The sequence below is a fragment of the Nocardioides sp. WG-D5 genome, assembly GCF_054031175.1.
In genome coordinates, this window is record NZ_CM132928.1 from 1,353,420 (window position 1) to 1,365,808 (window position 12,389).

10 protein-coding genes and 2 riboswitches are annotated in these 12,389 nt (G+C 70.5%); of the genes, 8 read left to right on the forward strand and 2 right to left on the reverse strand.

Going from position 1 to position 12,389, the window contains the following annotated elements:
* The first annotated feature begins 9 nt into the window (after positions 1–9).
* From ACWZJV_RS06645 to ACWZJV_RS06670, 6 genes are all read left to right on the forward strand, one after another.
* Entirely contained in the window at positions 10–573 is a 564-nt protein-coding gene (locus tag ACWZJV_RS06645; protein WP_457180676.1) for a GNAT family N-acetyltransferase, read from the forward strand.
* Positions 569–678, forward strand: a riboswitch (cobalamin riboswitch). (Overlaps the previous gene by 5 nt.)
* 50 nt (positions 679–728) lie before the next feature.
* Complete coding sequence (cobN, locus tag ACWZJV_RS06650) at positions 729–4,334, forward strand: cobaltochelatase subunit CobN (protein ID WP_457180677.1); 3,606 nt, start codon at positions 729–731, stop codon at positions 4,332–4,334.
* Complete coding sequence (gene cobF / locus ACWZJV_RS06655) at positions 4,331–5,104, forward strand: precorrin-6A synthase (deacetylating) (protein ID WP_457180678.1); 774 nt, start codon at positions 4,331–4,333, stop codon at positions 5,102–5,104. Before cobN ends, cobF begins: the two co-directional genes overlap by 4 nt.
* Entirely contained in the window at positions 5,101–6,696 is a 1,596-nt protein-coding gene (locus tag ACWZJV_RS06660; protein ID WP_457180679.1) for a cobyric acid synthase, read from the forward strand. The genes cobF and ACWZJV_RS06660 overlap by 4 nt, the downstream gene beginning before the upstream one ends.
* Positions 6,693–7,418, forward strand: a complete 726-nt coding sequence (locus tag ACWZJV_RS06665; RefSeq protein WP_457180680.1) for a cobalt-precorrin-6A reductase — start codon at positions 6,693–6,695, stop codon at positions 7,416–7,418. The genes ACWZJV_RS06660 and ACWZJV_RS06665 overlap by 4 nt, the downstream gene beginning before the upstream one ends.
* Positions 7,415–8,086: a (2Fe-2S) ferredoxin domain-containing protein gene (locus ACWZJV_RS06670; protein WP_196873269.1), complete on the forward strand. Its 672-nt coding sequence runs from the start codon at positions 7,415–7,417 to the stop codon at positions 8,084–8,086. The genes ACWZJV_RS06665 and ACWZJV_RS06670 overlap by 4 nt, the downstream gene beginning before the upstream one ends.
* A 1-nt stretch (position 8,087) precedes the next feature.
* On the opposite strand, the gene ACWZJV_RS06675 is transcribed toward ACWZJV_RS06670, so the two are convergent.
* Both ACWZJV_RS06675 and ACWZJV_RS06680 read right to left on the reverse strand, forming a co-directional pair.
* On the reverse strand, positions 8,088–8,864 hold the full coding sequence (locus tag ACWZJV_RS06675; protein ID WP_196873268.1) for a CbtA family protein: 777 nt from the start codon (positions 8,862–8,864) through the stop codon (positions 8,088–8,090).
* Complete coding sequence (locus ACWZJV_RS06680; protein ID WP_008362319.1) at positions 8,864–9,079, reverse strand: CbtB domain-containing protein; 216 nt, start codon at positions 9,077–9,079, stop codon at positions 8,864–8,866. The genes ACWZJV_RS06675 and ACWZJV_RS06680 overlap by 1 nt, the downstream gene beginning before the upstream one ends.
* 233 nt (positions 9,080–9,312) lie before the next feature.
* A riboswitch (cobalamin riboswitch) is annotated at positions 9,313–9,529 on the forward strand.
* A gap of 121 nt (positions 9,530–9,650) precedes the next feature.
* Between ACWZJV_RS06680 and ACWZJV_RS06685 the strand changes: the two genes are divergently transcribed.
* A complete protein-coding gene (locus ACWZJV_RS06685; protein ID WP_196873267.1) occupies positions 9,651–10,655 on the forward strand; it encodes a ribonucleotide-diphosphate reductase subunit beta in 1,005 nt (334 codons plus the stop codon).
* On the forward strand, positions 10,655–12,370 hold the full coding sequence (locus ACWZJV_RS06690) for a ribonucleotide reductase N-terminal alpha domain-containing protein (RefSeq protein ID WP_008362316.1): 1,716 nt from the start codon (positions 10,655–10,657) through the stop codon (positions 12,368–12,370). Before ACWZJV_RS06685 ends, ACWZJV_RS06690 begins: the two co-directional genes overlap by 1 nt.
* Positions 12,371–12,389 lie beyond the last annotated feature (19 nt).

A 12,389-nucleotide genomic window follows, 5' to 3' on the forward strand; every position in this document is an offset into this window, starting at 1 on the left:
GTCTCGTCCATGCCGCAAGCCCGACTGCGCACCGAGCGCCTCGACCTGGTCCCGCTGAGCGAGGAGCATCTGCCGTTCCTGGTCGAGCTCAACTCGGATCCGGTGGTGCTCCGCCACCTGTTCACGCGTGCGCTGACGGCGGCGGAGACCGAGGAGCGGATGCACAAGTGGCTCCGCTCGGCGCGGGAGACGGAGGCGCTGGGCAAGTGGGTCGGGTATTCGGCGGCGGGTGAGGCCATCGGGCTCTACATGTTCGAACTGCCCGACAACCCGCCGCGCACCGATGCGGCCGAGCTCGGCTACCGGCTCCCCCAGCGGCACTGGCGGCAGGGCTACGCGAAGGAGGGCTCGCTCGAGCTGCTCCGTCACGGGTTCGAGGACCTCGGGATCGACCGGGTGATCGCGCAGACGATGGCCGTCAACGAGGCCTCCCGCGCGACCATGGTCTCGGTCGGGATGAGCTTCGTACGCCGCTTCGACCAGGAGTGGGAGGAGCCGCTGGCGGGGCACGCCGACGGCGAGGTCGAGTACGAGATCACCCGCGAGACCTGGCTCGCGCACCGGGCGGGGTAGGCTGCGAGCACGCTCGTGGCGCAGGAACCCGGTGAGAGTCCGGGGCGGTTCCGCCACTGTGACGTCCGTTCCGACGCTGGGCACGGGCACAGCCAGACACTGGCCGCGGGCATCCGACCGATCGACGGGGCGAGAACCCCTAGGAGGACCCCGGCATGGCCGACCCTGCACGCGTACGCATCGCCCTTCTGTCCACCTCGGACACCGACCTGCTCTCGGCCCGTGCCAGCGGAGCCGACTACGCCTGGGCGAACCCGTCGCGGGCGACCGACCTCGAGGCCGTCGTCGCCGACGCCGACCTGGTGGTCTTCCGGCTCCTCGGCTCCCCCAACGACCTGTGGGACGGCCTGAGCGCCGTCAAGGAGCGCGGCACCCCGGTGGTGGTCCTCGGTGGCGAGCAGCAGCCGAGCGCCGAGCTGATGGAGCACTCCACGGTGCCGATGGGCGTCGCCGCGGAGGCACACCGCTACCTCGCCGAGGGCGGGCCGGCCAACCTCGCCCAGCTGCACGCGTTCCTCTCCGACACGGTGCTGCTGACCGGGTTCGGGTTCGAGCCGCCGGCGGAGGTTCCTGCCTGGGGGTTCGCGGAGCGGCCTTCGCAGGCCGACGACACCCGACCGCGCATCGGCGTCCTCTACTACCGCGCCCACGAGACCAGCGGGAACACCGCGTTCGCGCACGCGCTCGCCGACGCCATCGACGCGACCGGCGCGGCCACCGGCGTACCCGTCTTCGCGGGTTCGCTCCGCTCGGCCCCCGACGACCTCTACGAGGCGCTCGGCACCCTCGACGCGCTCATCGTGACCGTGCTCGCGGCCGGGGGCTCCGTGCCCGCGTCCGCCTCCGCCGGCGGCGAGGACGAGGCCTGGGACGTCGAGCGGATGGCGGCGCTGGACATCCCGGTGCTCCAGGGCCTCTGCCTGACCAGCTCGCGCGCGGAGTGGGAGGCCTCCGACGACGGCGTGACGCCGCTCGACTCGGCCAACCAGATCGCGATCCCGGAGTTCGACGGCCGGATCATCACCGCCCCGTTCTCCTTCAAGGAGCTCGACGAGCAGGGTCTCCCCCACTACGTCGCCGACCCCGAGCGGGCCGCGCGCGTGGCCCGGATCGCGGTCAACCACGCCCGGCTCCGCCACACGCCCAACCCCGAGAAGCGCCTCGCGCTGGTGCTCTCCGCCTACCCCACCAAGCACGCCCGCATCGGCAACGCGGTCGGCCTGGACACCCCGGTCTCCGCGATCCGGATGCTGCGCCGGCTCCGTGAGGAGGGCTACGACCTGGGCCAGGACAACGAGGTCGTACGCATCCTCGACTCCGTCGCCACCGAGGAGGGCGACACCGCTGCCGGCGACGCGCTGATCCACGCGCTGATCGCGGCCGGCGGCCAGGACGAGGAGTGGCTGACCAACGCCCAGCTCACCGACGCCCACGTCCGCATCTCCAAGGCCGACTACGACGCGTGGACCGCCGATCTCCCCGCCGACCTGCGCGAGCAGATGGTCGAGACCTGGGGCCCGACGCCGGGCGAGCTCTTCGTCAACGACTCCGGCGAGCTCGTGCTGGCCACGCTCCAGGCCGGCAACATCGTCATCCTGATCCAGCCGCCGCGCGGGTTCGGCGAGAACCCGGTCGCGATCTACCACGACCCCGACCTGCCGCCCTCGCACCACTATCTGGGCGCCTACCGCTGGCTCGAGCACGGCTTCCGCGCCGACGCCGTCGTCCACCTCGGCAAGCACGGCTCGATGGAGTGGCTGCCGGGCAAGAACGCAGCGCTGTCGGCGTCATGCGGCCCGGATGCGGCCATCGGCAACATGCCGCTGATCTACCCGTTCCTGGTCAACGACCCGGGCGAGGGCGCCCAGGCCAAGCGCCGCGCGCACGCCACGATCATCGACCACCTGGTGCCGCCGATGGCCCGCGCGGAGTCCTACGGCGACATCGCCCGGCTGGAGTCGCTGATGGAGGAGTACGACCGGATCTCCTCCATGGACCCGGCCAAGCTGCCCGCCATCCGCGGCGAGATCTGGCAGCTGATGAAGGCCGCCGAGCTCCACCGCGACCTCGGCATGGAGGAGCGCCCCGAGGACGACGACTTCGACGACTTCATGCTCCACATCGACGGCTGGCTCTGCGAGATCAAGGACGCCCAGATCCGCGACGGCCTGCACGTGCTCGGCGGCACCCCCGAGGGCGAGGCGCGGGTCAACCTGGTCCTCTCCATCCTGCGCGCCGCGCAGGTGTGGGGTGGCGTCGGCGGGGCCGTGCCCGGTCTGCGGGCGGCGCTCGGCCTCAAGGAGGGTGCGGACACCCGCGCCGTCGACGAGATCGAGACCCAGGCGCGCGACCTGGTGCAGCGGATGGACGCGGCCGGCTGGGACCCGGCGGTCGCCGAGACGCTCCACGACGACCCGGCTGTCCAGCAGGTGCTCGCCTTCGCCGCGACCGAGGTCGTGCCCCGGCTGGCGAGGACCACCGACGAGCTGGGAGCCGTGCTGCACGCGCTGGACGGTGGCTTCGTCCCCGCGGGGCCGTCGGGCTCGCCGCTGCGGGGGCTCGTCAACGTACTTCCGACGGGGCGCAACTTCTACACCGTCGACCCGCGCGCGGTGCCCTCGCGGCTGGCGTGGCAGACCGGGCAGGCGATGGCCGACTCGCTGCTGCAGCGTTACCTCGACGAGACCGGCGACTACCCGACGTCGGTCGGGCTCTCCGTGTGGGGAACCAGCGCGATGCGTACGTCCGGCGACGACGTCGCCGAGGTGCTCGCGCTGCTCGGGGTGCGCCCCGAGTGGGACGAGGCCTCCCGCCGCATCACCCACCTCGACGTCATCCCGCTGGCCGAGCTCGGCCGGCCCCGCATCGACGTGACTGTACGCATCTCCGGCTTCTTCCGCGACGCGTTCCCGCACGTCGTCTCGATGCTCGACGACGCGGTCCGGATGGTGGCCGACCTGGACGAGCCGGCCGAGGACAACTTCGTCCGGGCGCACACCCTCGAGGACCTCGCCGAGCACGGCGACCAGCGTCGCGCGACGTCCCGGATCTTCGGCTCCAAGCCCGGCTCGTACGGCGCCGGGATCCTGCAGGTGATCGAGGCCGGCAACTGGCGCTCCGACCAGGACCTCGCCGACGTGTACGCAGCCTGGGGCGGCTTCGCCTACGGCCGCGACCTCGACGGCGCCCCGGCGGCCGACGACATGCGCGCCAACTATCGCCGGATCAAGGTCGCCGCCAAGAACGTCGACTCCGCCGAGCACGACATCGCCGACTCCGACGACTACTTCCAGTACCACGGCGGCATGGTCGCCACCGTCCGCGCGCTGACCGGTTCGGATCCGAAGGCGTACGTCGGCGACTCGACCTCGCCCGACGCCATCAAGACCCGGACGCTGCAGGAGGAGACCAACCGCGTCTTCCGGGCCCGGGTGGTCAACCCGCGCTGGATCTCGGCGATGCAGCGCCACGGCTACAAGGGCGCCTTCGAGCTGGCCGCGACCGTCGACTACCTCTTCGGCTTCGACGCGACCGCCGGTGTGGTGCAGGACTGGATGTACGAGAAGCTCGCCCGCGAGTACGTCCTGGACGAGACCAACCAGGAGTTCATGCGCTCCTCGAACCCGTGGGCGCTGCGCGGCATCGTCGAGCGGCTGCACGAGGCGGCCGAGCGGGGCCTGTGGGAGGAACCCGACCCCGAGGTCGTCGCTGCGATGCAGGAGATCTATCTCGACATCGAAGGTGACCTGGAGGAAGAGTGACGCGTCGGATCAAGATCATCGGCGTCGGCCCCGGCGACCCCGACCAGGTCACCCTCGAGGCGGTCGCCGCGATGCGGTCGGTCGACTACTTCCTGGTCACCGACAAGTCGGGCACGGTGAAGAAGGGCATGCCGGACCCGCTGGTGCGAGCCCGTGAGGAGCTCCTCGACCGTCATCTCGACCAGCCGGCCCGGGTGGTCAAGGTCGACGACGCACCGCGCGAGCGGCGCGAGGAGTTCACCGGGACCGACGAGGAGTACCGGGCCGCGGTCGCCGACTGGCACCGCGCCCGGGTCGAGCGCTACCTCGCCGTGCTCGCCGAGCACCCCGGTGACGTCGGCTTCCTGGTCTGGGGCGACCCGGCCTTCTACGACTCCACGATCCGCGTCGTCGACCAGATCGCCGAGCAGCTCGACATCGAGGTCGACGTCATCCCCGGGATCTCCTCCGTGCAGCTGCTTGCGGCGCGCCATCGCCTGGTGCTCCACGACGTCGGCCGTCCGCTCTACGTCACCACCGGCCGCGCGGTGCTCGAGGCCGTCCAGGCCGGCCACGACAACCTCGTGGTGATGCTCAACCGCGTCGTCGAGCTCCCGGGGCTCGAGGACTGGCGGATCTGGTGGGGCGGCAACCTCGGCACGCGCGAGGAGGAGCTGGTCGCGGGCACCGTCGGCGAGGTCCTGCCCGCCATCGACGAGGCACGCGCCCGGCTGCGCAAGACGTCCGGCTGGGTGATGGACATCTACCTCCTGCGGGCTCCGCGCCGATGAGCGGATTGCTGGTCGCCGGCACCACCTCGGATGCGGGCAAGTCGGTCGTGACGACCGGGCTGTGCCGGGCGTTCGCCCGCCGCGGCGTGAAGGTGGCGCCCTACAAGGCCCAGAACATGTCCAACAACTCCATGGTCTGCGAGGGGCCTGACGGGACGACGGCGGAGATCGGCCGGGCCCAGTGGGTCCAGGCGCTGGCCGCACGGGTCACCCCGGAGCCGGCGATGAACCCGGTGCTGCTCAAGCCCGGCTCCGACCGCCGCAGCCACGTCGTGCTGATGGGCCATCCCGCCGGCGAGGTCTCCTCCCACGACTGGGAGCGCGGGCGCCGGCATCTGGCGACCGCGGCCCACGCTGCGTACGACGATCTCGCCTCGCGCTTCGAGGTGATCGTCGCCGAGGGGGCCGGCAGCCCGGCCGAGATCAACCTGCGGGCCGGCGACTACGTCAACATGGGACTGGCCCGGCATGCCGGGCTGCCGACGATCGTCGTCGGCGACATCGACCGCGGCGGGGTGTTCGCGGCGATGTACGGCACCCTGGCCCTCCTCGAACCCGAGGACCAGGCGCTGATCAGCGGCTTCGTCATCAACAAGTTCCGCGGCGACGCGGGTCTGCTGAAGCCCGGGCTCGACTCGCTTGAGTCGCTCACCGAGCGCCGGGTCTTCGGGGTGCTGCCCTGGGAGCCGTCGCTGTGGCTCGACTCCGAGGACGCGCTCGACCTGGAGGGCCGTCGTGCGGCGGCCGGCGCCACCCGCAAGGTCGCGGTCGTACGCCTCCCCCGCATCTCCAACTTCACCGACGTCGACGCGCTCGGCCTGGAGCCGGACCTCGACGTCGTCTTCGCCTCCTCCCCGGCCGACGTCGCCGACGCCGACCTGGTGGTCCTGCCGGGCACCCGGTCCACGATCAGCGACCTGGCCTGGCTCCGCTCGCGCGGCCTCGACGTGGCCCTGATCGAGCACGTACGCCGCGGCCGCCCGCTCCTCGGGATCTGCGGTGGTTTCCAGATGCTCGGCGGCGTCATCGCCGACCCCGACGGGGTCGAGGGGTCGGTCACCGAGGTCGAGGGTCTGGGCCTGCTCGACGTCCGCACCGACTTCTCTCCTGCCAAGAACCTCCGCCTGCCCACCGGCTCGGCCCTCGGGGTCGAGGCGAGCGGCTACGAGATCCACCACGGCCGGATCACCCGCGGCGACGGGGCCACCGAGTTCCTCGGTGGCGCGCGGGCCGGCAACGTCTTCGGAACGATGTGGCACGGCTCCTTGGAGGGCGACGCCCTCCGGGGCGCGTTCCTGCAGGCGACGCTGGGTCGCGAACCGTCCTCGGTCTCCTTCACGGCGGCCCGTGAACGCCGCCTGGACCTGATCGCCGACCTCGTCGAGGAGCACCTCGACGTCGACGCCCTGCTCGACCTCGCCGTCTCCCCCGTCGGTCGAGCCGACGTCGTGAGGGACGAACGACGTCGTGTCGAGACCAACACAGTCCCCTCGAGGTCGACAGAGGACTGTGTTGGTCTCGACACGCCTCCGCCTAACGGCTCCGGCGGCTCGACCAGCGGGGGCGGCTCGACCAGCGGGGGTATCCGATGAGGCTGCTGATCCTGGGCGGGACCGGGGAGGCTCGGGACCTGGCGGCACGGCTGGTCGAGGAGGGGGTGGCGGTCACCTCCTCGTTGGCGGGCCGGGTGGCTCGGCCGCGGCTGCCGGTGGGGGCGGTGCGGATCGGCGGCTTCGGAGGGGTCGAGGGCTTGAGGGGGGCTCTCGACCACTTCGACGCCGTCGTCGACGCGACGCACCCGTTCGCGCGCGGCATCTCGGCCAACGCGGCCACGGCCTGCGCGCAGACCGGGCATCCGCTGCTCCGGCTGGAGCGGCCGGGCTGGCCGGCGGACCCGTCCTGGACCTACGTCGACACCCACGACGAGGCCGCCGCGCTCGCCTCCGGTCTCGGGAGGCGTCCCTTCATCACCGTCGGACGCCAGGAGCTGGCCCGGTTCGTCCCGGCGCTCGCGGGCCACGAGGCTCTGGCCCGCGTGGTCGACCCGCCCGACCTCGACCTGCCCGAGCCCTGGACGCTGCTGACCAGCCGTGGCCCCTACGAGATCGAGGGCGAGCTCGCGCTGATGCATGAGCACCGCACCGACGTGCTCATCACCAAGGACTCCGGCGGCACCTTCACCTGGCCGAAGATGGCCGCGGCCGCCGAGCTCGGCGTGCCCGTCGTGGTCGTACGCCGACCCACCGCCGCCGACGGCGTCCGCACCGTCGACGACGTCGCCGAGGCGGTCGCCTGGGTCCGGAGCCTCGGATGAGGGTGGTCGTCGGGATGTCGGTGACCGACGTCGACCGCCGCCAGGACCTGCTCGGTTGGGCCGGCGAGCTCGACGCGAGCCTCGCCTTCCTGCAGATGGGCGGCCCGTCCCTCTCCGCAGAGCTGACCCGGCTCGCCGACGCCGGTGCGGAGACGATCACCCTGGCCGGGGTCAGCCTCGGCCCGCTCGCCCCGGGCCACTCCTGGCTGCGCCGGATCGCGGCCCACTGGTGGCGCGAGCGCGCGGGCGAGCCTCCCACGATCCAGGTGGCGACCGCTCTGGCGACCACGCGTGACGAGCTCGCCGAGGTGCTGGCCGAGACCAGACCGATCACCGGCACCGAGCCCGGGCTCACCTCCCCCGCCTGGGAGCGGGTCCCCGGCCACGTACGTCAGGTGCTGATCTGCCGCGGCCCGCGCTGCACCGCGAAGGGCTCCGAGGAGGTGGCCAGGGCGGTCGTCCTGGGCGCGATGGAGGCCGGTCTCGGCGACGACGACCTGCTGATCACCCACACCGGCTGCCAGTTCCCGTGCAACCAGGCGCCGGTGCTCAGCGTGCAGCCCGACGACGTCTGGTACGGCAACGTGGAAGCGGCCGCCGCCCGGGTGATCGTGCGCGATCACCTGGACGGCGGCCGTCCCGTGGAGGCCTACCGCCTCCCCCGCTAGCTCACAGGCTGGCGGCCAGGGCCTTGCGTTCCGCGACAGCGCGCTCTGCCGCGTACAGACGAATGACCAGTCCGGTCAGTGCCACTCCGAGCACGCCCCACATCGTGGCGAGCGTGATCAGCGAGGCCCGGCGGAAGAACCACAGCGTGTCGGCCGGGAAGTCCCCGACCTCGTTGACCGTCGTGAACAGCTCTCCGGCGACGACCATCACGGCCAGGTAGGCCGCGGTCGCGCCGACGACGGCGAGGTAGGTGCCGAACCGCCCGCGCAGCCGCACCGCGGCGTACGTCACGACCACCGCCGCCACGACCGAGAGGGCCTGGAAGGCGAAGTAGACCGCGGTGCGTACGCCGATGGTGTCGCCGCTGCCGACCGCCGGCGGGGTCGCCGGGTATTTGAGGAACGGCACGAGTGCGACCGCGACGAACCCGATCAGGGTGACCAGCGCCGTCGACTGGCCCGGCGTGAGCCGTCCCAGACGACCCAGCGTTGCCGCGGCGACCAGCCCGACGATGCCGCCGAGCGCGACGCCGACCGCGAGGGTGCCGGTCAGCAGCCCCCAGGTGCTCTGGTTGGTGCGGGAGACCTCGGCGGCCTCCTCCTCGCCCTCAGCACCTTCGGCGGCATGCGAGTGCGAGTGTCCGTCGCCGCCGGCCTCCTCCAGCGCGATGGCAGCACCGACCTGCGGCTCACCGACGGCGTACGCCACCAGGAAGGTGGCGACTCCGGCGAGGAGGCCGGCTAGGAGGCCGCGTACGAGAAAGGCACGCGGGCTCATCAGTGGCAGGGGTAGCCGAGCAGGTGACGACCGTCGTGGACCCACTCGTGGATCAGGGTGCCCGACGGGATCGAGACGGCGCCCTGGTCGGCGCTGATGAAGAAGAGCGCCAGGAGACCGAGCAGACCGAAGAAGAGCGCCCAGGGGGCGAGCTCACGGAGCGGGATGGTGGGCAGATCTGCGCCGGCGACCGGCGCCACAGCGTGCTGCGACATATGTCCTCCTCAGGGATACCTGCGTCCCTGTTCGTTGGGGTTGGACGGACATTCGGGTCTGACTCCACCGCCGCGAGGCGGTGTCACAGTAGCGCGACTGTGCCGGAGTTCCACCGGCTTCCTCATGTCCGTTGGCGGCATCATGCCACGTCGGGACGCTGGCCGCACCCACAGCGTTCCATGGAGTCGGCGAAACACAAGATCTAGGAAGTTGCATTGGTGTAATTCCCGCATATAGTGGTGCCCGCAGCTGGTTCTCCCACCTCGGCGACGAGGCGGGAGAGGCAAGAGGGAACCCGGTGCGAGTCCGGGACTGCCCCGCAGCGGTGAGTGGGAACGACCGCCGTCACGAAGCACTGGGAGCAAGCCGGCTCCTGGGAAGCGACGGCCACTAGGACCGAGCACGAGACGCCCACGAGTCCGAAGACCTGCCAGTGCCCACCTCATGGTGGGGTCCGCGACCTCGAGGGAAGGTCAGGGGATCGAGCGCGTACGACGCCGTCCTCTCCTGCCCCGGCACGGATGCACGAGACATCCAGCGGGCCGCGGGGCCCGCCTGAACAAGGGGGGTATGGGCTTGATCGACACCGAGGGTCTACCGATCCGCACCGAGAAGTCGGCGTACGTCTTCGACTATCCGATGGCCGAGGACCTGGCCAAGAAGCAGCGGAGCATCTTCTGGACCGCCGAGGAGATCCCGGTCGAGAACGACAAGCAGGACTTCCTGGTCAACATGACCGACGCCGAGCAGGCTGCGGTCAAGACGACGCTGAAGCTGTTCACCATCTACGAGCTGATCCTCGGCGGCGAGGTGTGGGGCGACCGGCTCTTCCACGCGTTCCCGCGGCCCGAGATCCAGATGATGACCAACGCCTTCTCCTTCGCCGAGCTGAACATGCACGCGCCGTTCTACGCGAAGCTCAACAAGACGCTGATGATCGACACCGAGGAGTTCTACGACTCCTACAAGAACGACCCGGTGCTGGCCGAGCGGATCGCCTTCGTGTGGGACGCCATCGCCGACGAGGACCTGCTCTACGCGCTGAGCGTCTTCACGCTGATGGAGAACTGCGTCCTCTACTCCAACTTCGCCTTCCTCAAGCACTTCCAGTCCGGTGGCAAGAACCTGCTGCAGAACGTGATCAGCGGCATCAACTTCTCCGCCCGCGACGAGAACCTGCACGCCACCGGCGGTGCCTGGCTGTTCAACACGACGCTGGACGAGTACGCCGCGACCGTCCCGGCCGACAAGTTCGAGGCCGAGCGCGACGACCTCTTCGCCCGCGTCCGCGGCGTCGCCGAGCACCTCTACGCCCACGAGGCCCGGATCGTGGAGATGCTCTTCGCCCACGGGCCGATCACCGGCATCGAGCAGGCCGATCTGGAGGCCTTCGTGCGCTCCCGCATCGACATGACCCTGGAGAACATGCGGATGGAGCCGCTGTTCGGGGTCGAGACCAACCCGGTCGCCGAGTGGTTCTACGCCGGCATCAACGGCACCCAGTTCCACGACTTCTTCCAGGTCACCGGCAACGAATACAACCGCAACATCGGCGAGACGGAGTTCGAGTTCTGATGAGCAGCACCAGCTGGGAGGCGCTCTCCGCCGAGCGCAAGGCACTGCAGGACGAGGGCACCGTGCCTGCCTTCATGACCACCGCGGGCTACGCGATGTTCAAGGCCAAGTACACCGTCGCGGACCAGAGCGTCCGCGAGCGCTACGAGACCATCGCGGCCACCGCCGGCGGGCTGGCCGACGAGATGTACCCCCGCGAGGACGGCGTCTCCTGGACGGAGCCGTTCTTCGAGGCGATCTGGAACGGCTGGCTCTCCCCCTCGACGCCGGTGCTGTCCAACCTCGGCACCGACCGCGGCCTGCCGGTCTCGTGCGAGGGGTCCTACGTCGAGGACTCGGTCTGGGGCTTCTACGAGACCCTCAAGGAGGCCGCGATCCTGTCCCAGAACGGGTTCGGCACCTCGGCGTACCTCGGTGACGTCCGGCCGCGCGGCGCGAAGTTCAGCGACAACGGCAAGGCCAACGGCGTGGTCCCGGTCTTCTGCAACTTCGTGGAGATGACCAACCAGATCAGCCAGGGCGCCACCCGCCGCGGCTCCTGGGCGGGCTACCTGCCCGTGGACCACCCGGACTTCTACGAGCTCGCCGACCTGATCTTCCGCGAGCCGGCCAACAAGAACGTCGGCTGGATCTTCAGCCAGGCCTTCATCGACCGGATGCTCGCCGGCGACAAGGACGCGCTGGAGCGCTACCAGCGGGTGCTGAAGATCCGGGTCGTGCTGGGCAAGGGCTACATCTGGAAGGTCGACACCGTCAACGCGGCGCAGACCGAGTCCTACCAGGCCAACGGCCTGGCCAACAAGGCCTCCAACCTGTGCTCGGAGATCACCCTCTTCAGCGACGAGGACCACTCCTACACCTGCGTGCTCTCCTCGCTGAACCTGTCGACCTACGACGAGTGGAAGGACCAGGACACCGCGTACGTCGCGACCGTCTTCCTGGACGCGGTCGCCGAGGCGTTCCTGCGCAAGGCGCGTACCATCCGCGGTCTGGAGCGGGCGGTGCGCTACACCGAGAAGGCCCGCAGCCTGGGCCTCGGCGTGATGGGCTACCACGACTACCTGCAGAAGCAGCGGGTGCCGTTCGAGTCGGACAAGGCGGCAGCGCTGAACAAGGACATCTTCGAGCGGATCTCGTCCCGTGCCGACGCCGCCTCGCGGTGGATGGGCTCGGTCGCCGGCATCCCCGAGTGGTGCGTCGGACGGCGCAACTCCCACCTCATGGCGATCGCGCCGACGATGAGCACCGCGGTGATCGTCGGCGGCACCAGCCAGGGCATCGAGCCGTACGTCGCCAACGTCTGGAACCAGACCACCTCCGCCGGCGAGATGCCGCGGGCCAACCAGAACCTCGTCGAGGTGATGAAGGAGCGTGGCGTCTACGACCAGGCCCACATCTCCGACATCATCGACCACGGCGGCTCGGTCCAGCACGTCTCGTGGCTCGACGACCACGAGAAGGAGGTCTTCCGGACCGGCTATGAGATCGACCAGGAGATCCTGCTCGCCCGGGCCTCCGACCGGCAGGTCTACATCGACCAGGCCCAGTCGCTGAACCTGTTCTTCCAGGCCGACGCGACCCCGCAGTACATCAGCAAGATCCACAAGCTCGCGCTGCTCGACCCGAACATCAAGAGCCTGTACTACCTGCGCTCGCGCGCCGGTATCCAGGCCAGCAAGCAGTCCACTTCGACCACTCCGACCGCAAAGGCGTGACCATGAACGAGAACCCGAC

Coding starts and splice junctions, on each gene's coding strand:
- ACWZJV_RS06645 (WP_457180676.1), top strand. CDS start 10: ATGCCGCAAGCCCGACTGCGCACCGAGCGCCTCGACCTGGTCCCGCTG.
- cobN (WP_457180677.1), top strand. CDS start 729: ATGGCCGACCCTGCACGCGTACGCATCGCCCTTCTGTCCACCTCGGAC.
- ACWZJV_RS06660 (WP_457180679.1), top strand. CDS start 5,101: ATGAGCGGATTGCTGGTCGCCGGCACCACCTCGGATGCGGGCAAGTCG.
- ACWZJV_RS06665 (WP_457180680.1), top strand. CDS start 6,693: ATGAGGCTGCTGATCCTGGGCGGGACCGGGGAGGCTCGGGACCTGGCG.
- ACWZJV_RS06670 (WP_196873269.1), top strand. CDS start 7,415: ATGAGGGTGGTCGTCGGGATGTCGGTGACCGACGTCGACCGCCGCCAG.
- ACWZJV_RS06675 (WP_196873268.1), bottom strand. CDS start 8,864: ATGAGCCCGCGTGCCTTTCTCGTACGCGGCCTCCTAGCCGGCCTCCTC.
- ACWZJV_RS06680 (WP_008362319.1), bottom strand. CDS start 9,079: ATGTCGCAGCACGCTGTGGCGCCGGTCGCCGGCGCAGATCTGCCCACC.
- ACWZJV_RS06685 (WP_196873267.1), top strand. CDS start 9,651: ATGGGCTTGATCGACACCGAGGGTCTACCGATCCGCACCGAGAAGTCG.
- ACWZJV_RS06690 (WP_008362316.1), top strand. CDS start 10,655: ATGAGCAGCACCAGCTGGGAGGCGCTCTCCGCCGAGCGCAAGGCACTG.